The organism is Yersinia antarctica (assembly GCF_056636475.1).
The window spans coordinates 1,336,529-1,353,197 of sequence record NZ_JBSJQF010000001.1; the positions used below are offsets into that span (position 1 = coordinate 1,336,529).

Below are 16,669 nucleotides of genomic sequence, written 5' to 3' on the forward strand. Positions count from 1 at the left end.
AATTATCACGTCTATGCGGTTTTTCTGGGGGGTATATGCCAACTGTAATGTTATTACTACTTTTTTTTCTGATTGTGTCATTTGTACTAACGTATTTATTACGAATTTACGCCTTTAAAAATAATATTATTGATACTCCTAACTCACGTAGTTCACATGTAATTCCAACGCCAAGAGGTGGTGGTGTTGCTATTGTTATAAGTTTTTTAATCGGCTTAGCGATTTTTTATTTTCAAGGTTATTTAACGACTCTTACGACAGTCGGGTTAATTGCCTCTGGTGGGGTAATTGCTATAGTCGGATTTTGGGATGACCACGGGCATATTGCTGCTCGTTGGCGTCTCATGGCACATTTTTCTTCAGCAGCATTTTTATTGTTTTGTCTAGGCGGTTTCCCGCCATTAACTATTTTTGGGACAATAATCTATTTGGGTATTGTCGGTAACATTTTGGGCCTGCTATTTTTGGTATGGATGCTTAATCTCTATAATTTCATGGATGGTATTGATGGTTTGGCGAGTGCTCAAGCCGTAATGGTCAGTCTCGGTGCGATCGTGATCTATATAATTAGTGGTGATAAAGTTGGCTTAGATAACTATCTGGTTCTTTGGTTGCTGGCGGTGACTGTCTTAGGGTTTTTATTATGGAATTTCCCTCCTGCAAAGATATTTATGGGAGACGCAGGTAGTGGTTTTCTGGGATTAATCATAGGCTCTCTAGCGATAAGTGCCGGTTGGATAGAATCAAAATTTTTCTTCTGTTGGTTGATCCTATTGGGTCTATTTATTGTCGATGCAACATGGACTCTCATTCGTAGAATTTTGGGTGGTTTTAAAGTTTATGAAGCTCATCGAAGTCATGGTTACCAGATTGCATCCAGAAGATTTAAAAGACATTTACCAGTTACATTATCTGCTATCGTTATAAATATTGTTTGGTTATTCCCTATTGCATTGCTCGTCGGACTAAATACCATTAATCCAATGGTTGCTTTGATTATTGCCTATGCTCCAATTATATATTTGGATTATAAGCTTGATGCGGGTGTGAAAAACAATTAAGTCAGTTGCGTTTTATTTTAATTCTGACTAAATTTTCTTAAATAGTCATTAGTTTGAATTGCGTTTTCTGGCTTGGGATTAGGTATTATATGTTTCTCGTATTTCTATTATCTTTACCAAGAACTGTTAAAAGAATTATTATGTTGTTATTAGATGCTACTCTCATCGGGTTAGCATATTGGGGCGCTTTTTGGGTTCGCCTGGATGTTGATAGTCCATTTAGCAGCACTGAACAATGGGCTGCATTGGCCGTAATTATACCGCCAACGCTTTTAGTCTTTATCCGACTCGGGTTGTACCGTACTGTACTTCGCTATGTCAGTGCGAAAATTGTCACTACCGTGTTCGTCGGTGTAATACTTTCTACGGGTTTACTTGTTTTTGGTTCCTACTTCTTAGGTGTCTACTTGCCAAGAACAGTATCAGTCATGTTCTTTGTATTCTCGTTAGTCCTTATTTGTGGTTCTCGGTTGTTCTTCCGCATGTTACTGAACTATGGTGTTAGAGGACAAATTCCTGTTGTTATTTATGGCGCAGGTGCTTCTGGTCGACAATTGTTGCCTGCTTTAATGCAAGCTAGCGAATATTTTCCTATTGCGTTTGTTGATGATAATCCTAAGTTACACAAAGCAGTTATTCATGGATTTACTGTTTATCCTTCAGAGAAACTTGAGTATTTGATAGGTCGTTACGGTATTAAAAAAGTCTTACTTGCAATGCCAAGTGTTAGCCAAAGCCAGCGTAAAGCTGTGGTTGGTAAGCTAGAAAATCTTTCTTGTGAAGTCTTATCTATCCCTGGTATGTCGGACTTAGTTGAAGGCCGAGCACAAATCAGCAGTTTAAAGAAAGTCTCAATTGAGGAATTATTGGGGCGTGATCCAGTTGTACCTGATGAAAAGTTATTAGCCAAAAATATCACTGGCAAGGTCGTTATGGTAACCGGTGCTGGCGGTTCAATTGGCTCTGAATTGTGTCGCCAAATAATTATTGAAAAACCACAATTATTGGTTCTTTTTGATGTCTCTGAATTCTCTCTTTATTCTATTGAAAATGATATAGCGGCAATATGCAGGAGCCATAAAATTGATTCGGAATTTGTCGCATTACTCGGTTCAGTTCAAAATGAAAGTAGACTAGTGCAAGTAATGACTAACTTTCAAGTGAATACTGTCTACCATGCTGCCGCTTATAAGCATGTTCCACTGGTTGAGAATAATGTTATTGAAGGTGTGAGAAATAACATATTTGGCACTCTATTTTGTGCAAAGGCAGCCATTAAGTCGGGAGTCGAAAAGTTTGTTTTGATATCGACTGATAAAGCGGTGCGGCCAACCAATACCATGGGGGCCACCAAGAGAATGGCTGAACTTGTATTGCAGGCATTATCTAATGAGCAATGTCATACAAAATTCTGCATGGTACGTTTTGGCAATGTTCTAGGTTCCTCAGGTTCTGTTGTTCCGCTATTTAAGAAACAAATCGCTGAAGGGGGGCCAATCACGCTCACCCATAAAGATATTATCCGCTACTTTATGACTATCCCCGAAGCGGCACAACTGGTTATTCAAGCTGGGGCAATGGGGCAAGGAGGCGATGTGTTTGTATTAGATATGGGAGATCCTGTTAAGATTATCGACTTGGCTAAGCGCATGGTCAACCTTTCTGGGCTTTCAGTTAAGAGTGATGAAAACCCTGATGGTGATATTGCGATAGAAATTTCAGGTTTGCGCCCAGGTGAAAAATTATACGAAGAGCTATTGATTGGAGAGTCGGTACAAAATACCTATCATCCCCGAATTATGACTGCTACTGAGGTGATGCTTGAATGGGATAAACTAAATGTATTGCTCAGTACAATTGAAAGTGCTTGTAATGACTTTGATTATGAATATATTCGCTCTTTATTATTAGAGGCTCCTGTTGGTTTTCAACCAACAGATGGTATTTGTGATTTGGCTTGGCAAAATAGCCATCACGAAAAAAATATGTCTATTAATATTAATTGATGGGTTAGGGTTTTTTATAAATAGATTGGTATTTTATAGTTTATGGAAACAATATGAAAAACATTGCATTCGTAATCACTAAATCAATAATTGGTGGTGCGCAAGGTTGGGTTTTAGAACAAGTCAAATTGCTTAAGGATGATTGTAATATAATATTGATAACCTCTGAATCAGGCTGGTTAACAGAAACTATAGTTTGCGATAAAATTATTATCATCCCTGAGATTAGAAAAATGGCCAGTATTAAAGCTATTTATTGTTTATATAAGGTGCTCAAGGATAATAAAATTGATGTAGTGGTTTCAAGTTCAGCTAATGCAGGTCTTTACAGTCGTCTGGCTCGTTTATTTTTACGTTTTCGCGGCGTGTATGTTTCACATGGCTGGTCATGTATATACAATGGCAATGTGTTAAAGTTTATATTTTGTTATGTTGAAAAACTGCTTTCAAATATTACTGATGTGATTTGGTGTGTGTCTCAAAGTGATGCTGATAAGGCGGTTAATATTATTGGTATTAAACCTGAAAAGATTACGGTCCAGCTTAATGCTATAACACCATTGATTGAACGTTCTGATCGACCGTGTAAAAATAAAATAATTTATGTATGTCGACTTGCTTATCCTAAACGACCTGACTTGATGTTGAAAGTTGCTGCCGTTAATCCTCATTTTAATCTCGATATGGTTGGAGATGGTGAGTATTATAAAGAACTTGAGAAAGAATATAGCAGTTATAAAAACATTCATTTCTATGGGGAAATTAAAGGATTTAACAGGTTTAATGACTATGATGTGTTTGTGCTAACATCTGAAAGTGAAGGTTTGCCAATGGCTGCGATTGAGGCGGTCAGTGCTAGTCTACCTATCATCATAAGTAATGTGGGGGGTTGTGCTGAAATAGTCGACCAAAATGGTATTCTGATAAATAACACGACAGAAAACCTAGAAAGTGCTCTCAATACCATATTTTCAAATTATGACTTCTTTTACAAATCTGCACAGATGCAAAAGAGTAAATTCGATATAAAGAATGTTAAAGATAAGTGCAGAGAGATAATATTTGGGCCGTAATATGAAACTCTAAATCATTACATTTTAAAGGTAGATTATGACTGTTTTAGTTACTGGTGGTGCAGGTTATATTGGCTCGCATACGGTATTAGTATTATTGGAGCAAGGGGAAGATATTGTTGTATTAGACAATTTATCTAACGCTTCTGCTGAGTCATTATTACGTGTTTCCGAAATTGCTGGCTGCTCGGCTACATTTTACCAAGGTGATGTATTAGACAAAAGTTGCCTAAGAAAAATATTCTTAGAGCACAGTATTGATTCTGTTATTCACTTTGCTGGCCTAAAGTCGGTAGGTGAGTCAGTGATTAAACCTATAGAATATTATCAAAATAACGTTACAGGTTCTATCACCCTACTTGAAGAAATGTTAATTGCAGGTGTAACGAAGCTGATATTCAGCTCATCAGCCACAGTATACGGTGATCCTGAGTTTATCCCACTGACCGAGGATGCGCGTATTGGAGGCACGACCAATCCATATGGTTCATCGAAAGTCATGGTTGAACAGATATTGAAGGATTTCTCTTTTGCTCACCCCGAGTTTGCGATAAGAGCATTGCGTTATTTTAATCCTGTTGGCGCCCATCCTTCAGGTTTGATTGGCGAGGATCCAAATGGAAAGCCAAACAATCTGTTGCCGTTTATTACTCAAGTTGCGGGTGGTAAACTGCCAAAATTAGCCGTATATGGTAATGACTATCCGACTAACGATGGGTCAGGCGTACGTGATTATATTCATGTTATGGATCTTGCTGATGGGCATGTTTGTGCACTTAATCGGCTGACTGCTGGGTACAAAGTTTATAATCTGGGGTCAGGTGTAGGATATTCAGTACTTCAGATGGTGAGTGAATTTGAACGCATTTCGGGCAAAAAAATCCCCTATGAAATAACGGCGCGTCGGGCTGGTGATATCGCGGAGTGCTGGGCAAGTACTGAACTCGCGCTCAAAGAATTAGATTGGAAAGCTAAGAGGAACCTAACGGAAATGATAAAGGATGCATGGAACTGGCAACAATCAAATCCTAATGGTTATGCCCGCTAAATTCATGCTTACATATGCTAAAATTCCTTATCTTCCCATTTCAATTTGTAACTCAAAACAATGAAATTTCCTGGTAAACGCAAATCTAAGCACTACTTTCCGGTGAATGCCCGTGACCCTTTATTGCAACCGGCGCAGACTGAAAATGAAGTGAGTACCTCTTATATCGTTGGCATTGACCAGACGTTGGTTGATATTGAAGCCAAGGTTGATGAGAGCTTTATTGCCCGTTATGGTCTGAGCCAAGGGCACTCTTTAGTGATTGAAGATGATATCGCTGAAAACCTTTATCAGGAACTAACTGCTAATGGGTTGATTACTCATGAGTTTGCTGGCGGTACCATTGGTAATACCTTACACAACTATTCTGTCCTTGCTGATGATCGTTCCATCCTGTTGGGCACCATGTGTAGCAATATTAAGATCGGTAGTTATGCCTATCGCTATCTGTGTAATACCTCAAGTCGCACTGACCTGAATTATTTGCAGGCAGTTGATGGTGCTATTGGCCGCTGCTTTACTTTGATTAGTGATAATGGTGAGCGGACTTTTGCTATCAGTCCCGGGCAAATGAATCAGCTACGTCCTGAAAGTATTCCTGAAGATGTGATTGCAGGAGCTTCTGCTCTGGTGCTGACTGCTTATCTGGTGCGTTGTAAGCCGGATGAGCCGATGCCTGCTGCCACAATGCAAGCCATCAGCTATGCGAAGAAGCATGATGTTCCGGTCGTGATGACCCTGGGGACGAAATATGTTATTGCAGATAATCCGCAGTGGTGGCGTGATTTTCTCAACGAGCATGTTTCTATATTAGCGATGAATGAAGATGAGGCTTATGAACTGACGGGCCTGAATGATCCGTTGATGGCTTCTAACATGGCATTGAATTGGGTGGATTTAGTGCTTTGTACTGCCGGCCCGAATGGGCTTTATATGGCAGGATATACCGAAGAGGCGAATAAGCGCCAAACACAGCATCCATTATTACCTGGCGCTATCGCAGAATTTAACTTGTATGAATTTAGCCGGGCAATGCGCCAAGCGCATTGTGATCATCCATTACGTATCTATTCTCACATTGCCCCTTATATGGGCGGGCCTGAGAAAATAATGAATACCAACGGGGCAGGGGATGGTGCATTATCCGCTGTGCTGCATGATATTGCGGCGAATGGCTATCATCGTAATAATGTTCCGAACTCTAGCAAACATGTGCATAGTTACCTTAGCTACTCCTCCCTGGCACAAGTGTGTAAATACGCCAATCGGGTCAGTTATCAGGTATTAAACCAGCATTCGCCGCGTTTAACACGTGGCTTGCCTGAACGGGAAGATAGTTTAGAAGAGTCTTACTGGGAGCGGTAAGATACCCGTCATACTTTAAGTTGCAGGTGTGTTGGCTGCTCTCATTACTCAGCCCATCCTTGGGCCTCGCAAGGCGAGGCCGCTGCAAGCAGCGTTCAAATCTGCTCCCGGCAGATTTGTCACCCCAGTCACTTACTCGTGTAAGCTTCTGGGGATTTGCTTAGTTGCTGCCTTCCCGCAACTCGAATTATTTAGGGTATAGAACTTCAATTATAAACACAGATATAATTTTAAATTGGGCAAACTGGCATTTTATCTTCTTCAGTCAGCGTTTCTATTTTCAGCATATTAAGCATGCTGTTGGCGATTTCGCGCTCCCCCATAACAACCTGGTTAGCGCCACGGTCTGAGATATAAACCACTTCATCGTCATAATGGGCGCGGGCGATTATCTCAAGGTCTGGCCGCTTAATTCTGGCTGATGCGACTATTTCACCGGCTTCGTAGCCATTTGGTATGGTCAGCAATAACCAACGGGCGCAATCCAGACGCGCCAGTGACATAATATCTGCGCTTGCAGCATTACCTAATACCGCATTAATACCTTGTTCACGGAGTGCTTCCACTCGCGGGCGCGAATTTTCTACGACGACCAGCGGGATGCCTTCCGCATGAAGTTTTGCCCCTAATAAGCTGCCAACCCGGCCATATCCCACCAATAATGCATGATTGCATAAATCTACAGGTATCTGTTTTTCCTCTTCTACCGCCTCTTCCAGAATAAGATCTTCCATCGTCTCATTTTTGGCTAAATAGCGATCTAGCAAGGTGAAAAGTAACGGGTTGAGCATAATAGACAGAATCGCTCCCGCCAGTACCAGATTACGGCCATGTTCAGACATTAAACCAAGAGAAATACCCAGCCCCGCCAGAATAAAGGCGAACTCCCCAATTTGGGCCAGGCTAACGGAAATAGTGAGTGCTGTGCGTTTTGAGTGGCCAAACAGCCGCACCAGAATGAAAGCTGCCACCGATTTACCGAAGATAATGATGGTCAATGACGCTAACACTGCTAATGGTTCTCGTAGCAAAATCATCGGATCGAATAACATGCCGACTGAAACAAAGAACAGCACGGCAAAGGCATCACGCAGCGGCAAGGTATCTTGTGCGGCACGGTGGCTCAGCTCAGATTCGTTTAATACCATTCCTGCGAAGAATGCGCCGAGAGCAAATGATACGTCAAACAACCCTACAGCGCCGTAGGCTATCCCAAGCGCCAAGACTAAGACTGCTAGAGTAAAGAGTTCTCGCGAGCCAGTACTGGCTGTTTTAGCCAGTATCCAGGGCACCAGCCGACGACCGACGACAATCATTAAGGTTATGAAAGCGATCACTTTACCAATAGTAATCGCTAGCTCTGTAAACAGTTGGCTCAGGCTCGTGGTTTCGTTGCCCATGACTCCGGCAAATGCGGGTAATAACACTAATGTCAGTACCATTGCCAAATCTTCAACAATCAACCAGCCGATAGCAATCTGCCCTCGCTGACTATCAATCAGTTGCCGTTCTTCCAGTGCGCGCAGTAATACCACGGTACTGGCGGTTGACAGACATAACCCAAATACCAAGCCGGTGACTAAATCCCAGCCTAATAAATGAGACAAGCCCATACCTAGCAGAGTAGCAACGGCTATTTGTGTCACGGCTCCGGGGATGGCGATTGCTTTTACTGCGAGGAGGTCTTTAAGCGAGAAGTGAAGTCCGACACCAAACATCAACAAAATAACACCGATTTCAGCCAGTTCGGGAGCTAATGAAGTATCAGCAACAAAACCCGGCGTGAATGGCCCGGCAAGCACCCCTGCGGCAAGGTATCCCACCAGTGGTGAGATGCGTAGGCGGTGGGCCAGGGAACCCAAGAGGAAGGCGAGAACAAGGCCTCCGACGATCGTGGTGATTAAGGGTGTTGAGTGGTGCATCCAGACTCCTTCTCGTTATACCCGCCATCTTTCAAATTGCAGGTGTGTTGGCTACGTTTATTACTTGGCCCATCTCTGCGAGGCCGCTGCAAGGAGCGTTTAAATCCACTCCCAACAGATTTATCACGCGCTTGCTGCCTTTTGGATGAGTATTGGGATATGTGGAGCAGCAAGCATTTCACAGCAATAACATCAGTTTATTGTATTTATGCGATCAATGCGCGATAAAAATTCATTTTTTATCGATAAAAGTCTAGTTTGGCATGGAAATTGTTTGAAGTGGTTATTTGTGGGGGACTTGCTGTTTTTGTCACGATTACACAGGGGGCTCTCCCGACTGAAGTGCTAGTCTCAGTCGGGATTATAAGGTTATTACTATTACTTATCTTCTATATTGGGCAATAAGGCAGTAAATATCCCCAGTAATGGCAGGAATGCACATATTTGGTAAACCAGCTCAATACTGGTTAAATCAGCAACATACCCTAGTACAGCCGCACCTAACCCACCCATACCGAAAGCAAAACCGAAGAATAGACCGGATACCATCCCCACTTTCCCTGGGATCAACTCCTGGGCATACACCAGTATTGCAGAGAAGGCTGATGCGAGGATGACGCCAATGATTACGGTTAAAACCCCCATCCAATACAACGAAGCATAGGGTAAAATAAGGGTAAATGGCGCTACACCCAGTATTGACCCCCAAATAACATATTTTCGCCCTATCCGATCACCAAGAGGACCGCCAATTATGGTGCCAGCGGCGACTGCGAATAAGAACACAAATAAATGTATTTGGGCGTTTTGTACTGAAACACCGAACTTATGCATCAAATAAAAGGTGTAATAGCTGCTAATGCTGGTCAAGTAGAAGTATTTAGAGAATATCAGCACCATTAAAATAACTAACGTCTTAATAACCGTCTTTTTAGGCAGTAATTTTGCCGATGAGGTTTTTATCACTTTGCCATGTGTTGCTCTTTGCTGTTGCTGATACCACTTACTGACTTGCAATAGCACCACAATGGCCAGTAAGGCTGCGAGAGAGAACCAGCCGACATTGCCTTTACCATAAGGAGCGATAAGAATTGCAGCTAATAGTGGGCCGAGAGCGCTACCGAAGTTGCCCCCGACTTGAAAAACTGACTGAGCCAGGCCATGGCGACCACCGGATGCCATGCGCGCGACCCGTGATGACTCAGGATGGAATACCGATGAGCCGGTGCCAACCAGCGCTGCTGCCAATAAAACCACAGGGAAAGTGGTTGCCACCGCCAGCAGCAATATGCCTGATAAGGTAAAACCCATACCAATAGGCAAAGAGTAAGGTTGGGGGTGCTTATCGGTATACAGCCCTATCAGGGGTTGCAGTAGTGATGCAGTAAGCTGGTAAGTGAGCGTGATTAGCCCTATCTGAGTAAAACTCAGTGAAAACTCGGCTTGTAATAAAGGATAAATCGCTAGAATCAACGATTGGATCATATCGTTGAGTAGATGAGATACGCTGATAGCCCCCAGAATAGAGAAGGATGTGCGTTTTACAGCGGCATTAACGGAGGGCTGGAATCCAGTCTCAGAACGATCGGTCATAGTGAGTATTCGCCTAATAATTTCACTGTTAATAATATGTTGGTAACGAATACATATTATGCAGATCGAATGATTTTTACTACATCTGACATAATTTGATATATATTCCAAAGTTATGAAATTCATGCATACATCATCACATTACAATGCCTACGGCGTCACGGTATGGTGTTGATTTATCGTGCTATTGATATGCATTACACTCTTTTCACTCATTAAACCGGGATTTATCAGGCCGGTTTTTAACGACTACATGGAGATTTGCCATGCGTTTTTCATTACCGACCACAGCATGTGCCTTGGCTGTGTCGCTGGCGTTTGCACCGGGATGGGCTGCTGCCTGGGAAAAAGATAAAACTTACGATATCACTATATTGCACACTAATGATCACCATGGGCATTTCTGGCAAAACGATCACGGCGAATATGGTTTAGCGGCACAGAAAACTGTCGTTGATAGTATTCGCAAACAAGTTGCAGCCGAGGGCGGAAGTCTACTACTGCTGTCAGGTGGGGACATCAACACCGGCGTGCCTGAGTCTGATTTGCAAGATGCGGAGCCTGATTTTCGTGGTATGAACCTAGTCGGTTACGACGCGATGGCCATCGGCAATCACGAATTTGATAATCCATTGAGTGTGCTGCGACAACAAGAGAAGTGGGCAACTTTCCCGTTGTTATCGGCCAATATCTACCAGAAAAGTACGCAACAACGCTTATTTAAGCCTTATGCCTTGTTTGATAAGCAAGGGGTGAAAATTGCGGTAATTGGTTTAACGACTGATGATACTGCCAAGATCGGGAATCCCGAGTATTTCACCGATATTGAATTCCATGTCCCGGCCGTTGAAGCAAAACAAGTCGTCGATCAACTGCGAAAGACCGATAAGCCTGACATTATCATCGCCGCTACCCATATGGGGCATTACGATGATGGCAAGCATGGTTCGAATGCTCCAGGTGATGTAGAGATGGCTCGCAGCCTCCCCGCAGGCTATTTAGATATGATAGTGGGTGGTCACTCGCAAGATCCGGTTTGTATGGCCAGTGAGAACCATAAGCAGGCTGATTATGTTCCCGGTACACCTTGTGCGCCTGATCGTCAGAACGGAACCTGGATTGTTCAAGCTCATGAGTGGGGTAAATATGTTGGTCGTGCTGATTTTAAATTCCGCAATGGTGAGTTGAAACTGGTGAGTTATCAGTTAATTCCAATCAATTTAAAGAAAAAAGTTGAGAAGGCTGATGGTACCAGTGAGCGGGTCTTTTATACCCAGGAGATTGCGCAAGATCCATCGATGCTGAAGCTACTTACGCCTTTTGAAGAGCAAGGTAAGGCGCAGTTGGATATTAAAGTTGGCAGTGTCAATGGCAAGCTAGAAGGTGATCGTAGCAAGGTTCGTTTCGAACAAACCAACCTGGCGCGGATGTTATTGGCTGCGCAAATGGAACGAGCGGGTGCAGACTTCGCGGTGATGAGTGGTGGTGGGGTGCGTGATTCTATCGATGCCGGTGATATCACGTATAAAGATGTGCTTAAGGTCCAGCCATTTGGTAATACATTGGTTTACGCCGATATGAAAGGCAGCGAGGTCGAGAAGTATCTGGCTGTGGTGGCGAATAAAAAAGTCGATTCAGGTGCTTATGCACAATTTGCCAATGTCAGCTTGATCGCTGATGGTAATGGCGTCAGTAACGTAAAAATACAGGGTAAGCCATTAGACCCGAATAAAATGTATCGTCTGGTCACCCTGAATTTTAATGCATTAGGCGGCGATGGCTACCCGAAAATCGATACCTTACCGGGCTATGTGAACACCGGTTTTATCGATGCTGAAGTGTTAAAACAGTATATTGAAAAGCACTCTCCGCTGGATGCCAGTCAGTATCAGCCGAAAGGTGAGATTGTTTATAAGTAAGGCGTGAAGCCAGAAGCCTCCATTTGGCAGTGGAGGCTTCTGGTGAATTGCATGAGATATAGGCAGCGCGGTGCGGGTTTGTAATGCAATAAATTAATTAATCGCGCTTAGCAATATCGGCAAAGCTGCCTTGTAGCAACTGGCATAAATCTGTTGCAGCCAATTCAATATCTAACCCCCGCTTTCCGCCAGAAACGAATATAGTGGCATACGCCTGTGCCAAGCTATCGATAACCGTCGGTAAGCGCTTTTTCTGCCCTAATGGACTGATACCACCGACTAAATAACCGGTGGTGCGCTGCGCCAATTGTGGGTCAGCCATCTCCGCCTTTTTGGCACCCAAAGCACGCGCAACTTTTTTCAGATCAAGCTGGGTGGCGACAGGGGTAACGGCAACCGCCAAATTTTTGGCATCACCATTCAAGGCGACCAGCAAGGTTTTATAAACCTGATCAGCATTAAGCCCCAACTTTTTAACGGCTTCATCGCCAAAGTTGGTTTCTGCTGCGTCATGGTGATAAGGATGTAATGTGAACGGAACTTTTTGTTTTTCCAGCAAAACGACTGCAGGTGTCATAATAAACGTCCAATTAAAAATGAAAATTTATTCCAGTGGATTATCCTACACCCAATCATTGCGATAGAGTTAAAAATTAACCTAATAAAATCAATGGCATCATGATGGATTGCCGGAGTTATGATGAATGTAAGTTGCTAATCTAATCGTCAGGTTGCTACCCTGTACCTGCAGCTCATATTATCCGCAAGGAGTGTGGGCGCTTAATAACTAAAATAATGAAAATTCCTCTTTGACTGGCCGATAGCGATATCGGCCATTTTTTTACTTTTATTGGTGATTACTGCTCGCTGAGTTGCAACAAATCAGGAAGATTACCCTCGCCATACAGATGCAGTGCACCGACCGCGACCACATAACGCCCGGCTGGCAGATGTTCTAGTTGCTGCTGCCAGCGTTTATTCCGTTGAATCATCAGCACATCGTATAGATTTTGGCTAAAAGTTGGCGCCAGTGTGGTTAGGTCATTGGTGGGGGGATGTTCCAGCCACCAGCCAATCATGGTTTGCAGCAGGCGTGCGTTGGTGTGCCAATGGGTCAGAGTATCAAGCAGTAAAGACATGCCGTTATCAGGTAATGTCTCCAGTAAATCGAGTTGCATTTGTGTTCCTTCCAACTCTATAACACTTTTTTCTTGTGCTGCTGCCGCTTTCAATAATTGATAATCGATGCCGTATTCCCCACGCAATCCCAGACGTTGAGCCTGGCGAGCCTGAAGCATTAAGGCGACCTGCCATGCCGGTAGAAAGGCCATCGAGTGCGGATCAGTGCTCAGCTCTTCGCAGCGCTGTAACAGTTGCTGATATTGCTCCTCAGGTAATCTATCGATTAATGCTTCGCTGAGGGTATCGGTACCAAAAGGTGAGGAGGTGTCGGTGATATCAGCTTCGACAATAAGTGCATCAGCCTGATTCAATTTATTCAGTAATTCGTGGGGGAGGGGGAACATGTTCTCGGTTCCCATATGAATACTGCCGACCATATGGAAGTGGCGTTCACGGGGTAAGGTGATATCCAACGCCGGATAGGGGTAGGTCGCCGGTGTTAGGATACCGAGAAATCGTGCGATGTGGCGTAATAATTGGCCCATATCCATGTGGTTCCCTTTTTAGCATTTCTTAACATGCTAAACGCTAAATGGCGCACATGAAAGTGTTGTGCGCCATTAGGCTATACCCTTTGTACTTGAAGCCGCAGGGGGTTAGCTGCTCTTGTTACTCGGCCCATCCCTGAGCCTACCTGCAACGCCAATGACTTTGGGGATATCAGGAGCGCTTACTGCTTAGGTTTAAAACGCAGTAAACGGTTAGCGTTGCTGACTACGGTAATGGATGACAGCGCCATGGCCGCCCCTGCCACCACCGGGCTAAGTAATGTTCCGGTGAACGGGAACAGAATTCCCGCAGCAATCGGAATACCCAGTGCGTTGTAGAAAAACGCACCCAATAGGTTTTGCTTCATATTGCGCAATGTTGCTTTGGCAAGCTCCACGGCATCCGCAACCCCATGCAGACTGTGGCGCATTAGCGTGATAGCCGCAGTTTCAATCGCGATATCACTACCACCACCCATGGCAATCCCAACATCCGCTTGTGCCAGTGCAGGGGCATCATTGATACCATCACCAATCATCGCCACTTTATGTCCGGCGGCTTGCAGTTGCTTGATAGCCTCAGCTTTACCCTCCGGCAATACACCCGCGATCACCTGATCAATACCGGCTTCTTTGGCAATGGCATTGGCGGTAATTGGGTTATCACCGGTTAACATCACCAGACTGTATCCCAGTTGATGCAACCGTTGCAGAGCGCTGACACTGTCGCTGCGCAGTGGGTCGCGGATCGACAGCAGTGCCGCGGGTTTACCCATCGCGCTGAGGATAACCGGGGTAGCACCACTTTCAGCTTGCTGCTGCATGAGTGATTGCAACTCACGGGTATCAATGCTCTGTTCCTCCAGCAGGCGGTTGTTCCCTAGCAACAAAGGAATGCCGTCAACTTCACCACTGACACCCAAGCCACGTAAGGTGCGGAACTGACTGACGGTAGCCAGCGTCAGCCCTTCGGCACGTTGCAAAATAGCGCGAGCCAATGGGTGATTAGAACCGGTTTCTAGTGCTGCGGCCCATCCCAGCGCTTGTTGTTCGCTGACACCGTTAAAGGTATGAATTGCCACCACTTGCGGGTGACCTTCCGTTAGTGTGCCGGTTTTGTCGAACACCAACGTATCGAGATTACTGGCTTGCTGCAATGCATCGGCATCACGTACCAAAACACCAAACTCGGCCGCCCGCCCGACGCCAGAGATGATAGACATCGGCGTCGCCAGTCCAAGCGCGCAGGGACAAGCGATAATGAGCACTGTGGTAGCAACCACCAGGGTGTACACCAACTGAGGCTGTGGACCGAGGAAATACCAAATCAGCCCGGCGATAACAGCAATTGCCACCACGGTTGGCACAAATACCGCCGAGATTCGGTCCGCCAATTTGCCGATTTCTGGTTTACTGCTTTGCGCCTGACGAACCAGTTTGATGATGCGAGCCAGTGTGGTTTGGCTACCAATGGCATTGGCGCGGAACAGTACTGACCCATCCTGTACTTGGGTACCTGCATGTACCACATCACCTGCTGATTTTTGTTGTGGGATAGGTTCGCCGGTCAGCATGGCTTCGTCCATCCACACTTCACCCTGCACAATTTCACCATCAACCGGTACTCGGTCACCGGTAGTCAGACGCAAGGTCATGCCCAATTGGACCTCAGCCAGAGGGATCACTTGCTCGCCGTCGTCAGATACCCGCCGTGCTGTCGGTGGTGCCAGGTCCAGCAGTCGCTCCAACGCATTAGATGAGCGCTGTCTGGCGCGTTGTTCCATCGCATGACCAAGGTTAATCAAACCGATTATCATGGCGCTGGCTTCATAATAGAGGTGGCGCGCCTCCATCGGGAAAACATCCGGCCAGATATTCACCGTAATGGAATAGAGCCACGCCGCTCCGGTACCTAGTGCCACTAAGGTATCCATGGTGGCACTGCCATTTTTCAGGCTGATCCAGGCGTTGCGATAGAAATGGCCACCCGCAAATATCATCACCAGCAGAGTAATCACCCCGACAATAAGCCACGGCGTCTGGGTTTCTGGCGTTAGCGTCATACTGCCGCCGAATAACCCCCATCCCATCAGTGGGATACCCAACAGCAGGCCCAGCGCTGCTTGCCATTGGAAGCGCTTCATACTGGCTTGGGACATCTGTTGCTGACGTGCGCGGCGCTCGCCTTCGTCTTCAATAATTTCTGCACCATAACCGGCATTTTTGACGGCAGCGATTAAGGCTTCATTGCTTGGGTTACCGGTGACTAACGCGCTACGTTCCGCCAAATTGACGCGCGCAACCTCAACCCCATCAACCCCTTCCAGAGCATGTTGTACTTTGGATACGCAACTGGCACAGCTCATTCCGGTTAGTAATAACTGGACGCTATCGATATCTACCGCTGTGGTTGGGTTAGCGGTCTCTGTTTTATTAATCTCAGGTGTTACTGCCGGAATAGTTGAAGAGGCCGCTGCCTGATATTCCGGCTGAGATGGGGCTGAGTGAGTCAGCGGCTCAGTTTTTGGGGACGGGGCACCTGGCAATGCAGCGTGGTAACCCGCCTGTTCCACGGCATTAATCAGCACCTGAGGATCAGCTTTACCATACACTTTAGCGCTATCCACACTCACCACGGCTGCAATTACACCGGGAATGGCTTCCAGAGCTTGGCGTGTGGCTTCAGTACAATGGCCGCAGCTTAAGCCTGAGAGCTGTAATTGTGTATCGGGTGTTTGGGCTGCTTCTGCCTGATAACCGGCTTGTTTGACAGTATCAATCAGCGTGTTGATATCGGCTTCACCGGTCACTTTGGCATAGTTAACGTCGACTTCAGCATGATGAATATCTTCACGACTTTCTAAGGCGGTTTTCACTCGCTTGGCACAATTCATACAGGAAAGACCATGCAAGGCCAGCACTGTGGTTTGCAACATAATTAACTCCTTATCGAGTAACCACTTATCCGTTCATTTCGTCGGGATAAGTTTAGTCGGTAATCCCAGTCACATC

General features: G+C 45.1%; 11 protein-coding genes. 6 read left to right on the forward strand and 5 right to left on the reverse strand.

Translation table 11 applies throughout. The annotated features are described in order from the left end of the window. Window positions 1–35: 35 nt before the first annotated feature. From ACWJJO_RS06045 to ACWJJO_RS06065, 5 genes are all read left to right on the forward strand, one after another. Window positions 36–1,061, forward strand: coding sequence for an MraY family glycosyltransferase (locus ACWJJO_RS06045; RefSeq protein WP_372568779.1), 1,026 nt, complete (start codon window positions 36–38; stop codon window positions 1,059–1,061). Between the two features lie 140 nt (window positions 1,062–1,201). After that, window positions 1,202–3,067 carry a polysaccharide biosynthesis protein gene (locus ACWJJO_RS06050; RefSeq protein WP_372568780.1) on the forward strand — a complete coding sequence of 622 codons (1,866 nt, stop codon included), beginning with the start codon at window positions 1,202–1,204 and terminating at the stop codon, window positions 3,065–3,067. A 53-nt stretch (window positions 3,068–3,120) separates the two neighbouring features. Next, complete coding sequence (locus tag ACWJJO_RS06055; RefSeq protein ID WP_372568781.1) at window positions 3,121–4,140, forward strand: glycosyltransferase; 1,020 nt, start codon at window positions 3,121–3,123, stop codon at window positions 4,138–4,140. Window positions 4,141–4,177: 37 nt separating this feature from the next. Beyond that, window positions 4,178–5,188 carry a UDP-glucose 4-epimerase GalE gene (gene galE, locus ACWJJO_RS06060; RefSeq protein ID WP_481090777.1) on the forward strand — a complete coding sequence of 337 codons (1,011 nt, stop codon included), beginning with the start codon at window positions 4,178–4,180 and terminating at the stop codon, window positions 5,186–5,188. A gap of 60 nt (window positions 5,189–5,248) precedes the next feature. Beyond that, the gene (locus ACWJJO_RS06065; protein ID WP_420072931.1) at window positions 5,249–6,553 is read left to right on the forward strand and encodes an inosine/guanosine kinase; all 1,305 of its coding nucleotides are present in this window, start codon (window positions 5,249–5,251) and stop codon (window positions 6,551–6,553) included. Between the two features lie 230 nt (window positions 6,554–6,783). Here ACWJJO_RS06065 and ybaL read toward each other — a convergent pair whose 3' ends face one another. Together ybaL and rosA are read right to left on the reverse strand one after the other, a co-directional pair. Further along, a complete protein-coding gene (gene ybaL, locus ACWJJO_RS06070) occupies window positions 6,784–8,475 on the reverse strand; it encodes a YbaL family putative K(+) efflux transporter (RefSeq protein ID WP_083159933.1) in 1,692 nt (563 codons plus the stop codon). A gap of 378 nt (window positions 8,476–8,853) precedes the next feature. Next, a complete protein-coding gene (gene rosA / locus ACWJJO_RS06075; protein ID WP_083159931.1) occupies window positions 8,854–10,068 on the reverse strand; it encodes an MFS transporter RosA in 1,215 nt (404 codons plus the stop codon). Window positions 10,069–10,334: 266 nt separating this feature from the next. On the opposite strand from rosA, the gene ushA reads away from it, so the two are divergent. After that, a complete protein-coding gene (ushA, locus tag ACWJJO_RS06080) occupies window positions 10,335–11,987 on the forward strand; it encodes a bifunctional UDP-sugar hydrolase/5'-nucleotidase UshA (RefSeq protein ID WP_481090778.1) in 1,653 nt (550 codons plus the stop codon). Window positions 11,988–12,084: 97 nt separating this feature from the next. Here the strand turns inward: ushA and ybaK are convergent, their stop codons facing one another. From ybaK to copA, 3 genes are all read right to left on the reverse strand, one after another. Continuing rightward, window positions 12,085–12,564, reverse strand: a complete 480-nt coding sequence (gene ybaK / locus ACWJJO_RS06085; protein ID WP_083159927.1) for a Cys-tRNA(Pro)/Cys-tRNA(Cys) deacylase YbaK — start codon at window positions 12,562–12,564, stop codon at window positions 12,085–12,087. Between the two features lie 280 nt (window positions 12,565–12,844). Then, window positions 12,845–13,654: a TraB/GumN family protein gene (locus ACWJJO_RS06090; RefSeq protein WP_420072950.1), complete on the reverse strand. Its 810-nt coding sequence runs from the start codon at window positions 13,652–13,654 to the stop codon at window positions 12,845–12,847. A gap of 185 nt (window positions 13,655–13,839) precedes the next feature. Further along, window positions 13,840–16,593 carry a copper-exporting P-type ATPase CopA gene (copA, locus tag ACWJJO_RS06095; protein ID WP_481090779.1) on the reverse strand — a complete coding sequence of 918 codons (2,754 nt, stop codon included), beginning with the start codon at window positions 16,591–16,593 and terminating at the stop codon, window positions 13,840–13,842. Window positions 16,594–16,669 lie beyond the last annotated feature (76 nt).

Coding starts and splice junctions, on each gene's coding strand:
- ACWJJO_RS06050 (WP_372568780.1), top strand. CDS start 1,202: ATGTTGTTATTAGATGCTACTCTCATCGGGTTAGCATATTGGGGCGCT.
- ACWJJO_RS06065 (WP_420072931.1), top strand. CDS start 5,249: ATGAAATTTCCTGGTAAACGCAAATCTAAGCACTACTTTCCGGTGAAT.
- ACWJJO_RS06090 (WP_420072950.1), bottom strand. CDS start 13,654: ATGGGCCAATTATTACGCCACATCGCACGATTTCTCGGTATCCTAACA.
- galE (WP_481090777.1), top strand. CDS start 4,178: ATGACTGTTTTAGTTACTGGTGGTGCAGGTTATATTGGCTCGCATACG.
- ACWJJO_RS06055 (WP_372568781.1), top strand. CDS start 3,121: ATGAAAAACATTGCATTCGTAATCACTAAATCAATAATTGGTGGTGCG.
- ybaL (WP_083159933.1), bottom strand. CDS start 8,475: ATGCACCACTCAACACCCTTAATCACCACGATCGTCGGAGGCCTTGTT.
- ybaK (WP_083159927.1), bottom strand. CDS start 12,564: ATGACACCTGCAGTCGTTTTGCTGGAAAAACAAAAAGTTCCGTTCACA.
- ushA (WP_481090778.1), top strand. CDS start 10,335: ATGCGTTTTTCATTACCGACCACAGCATGTGCCTTGGCTGTGTCGCTG.
- rosA (WP_083159931.1), bottom strand. CDS start 10,068: ATGACCGATCGTTCTGAGACTGGATTCCAGCCCTCCGTTAATGCCGCT.
- ACWJJO_RS06045 (WP_372568779.1), top strand. CDS start 36: ATGCCAACTGTAATGTTATTACTACTTTTTTTTCTGATTGTGTCATTT.
- copA (WP_481090779.1), bottom strand. CDS start 16,593: ATGTTGCAAACCACAGTGCTGGCCTTGCATGGTCTTTCCTGTATGAAT.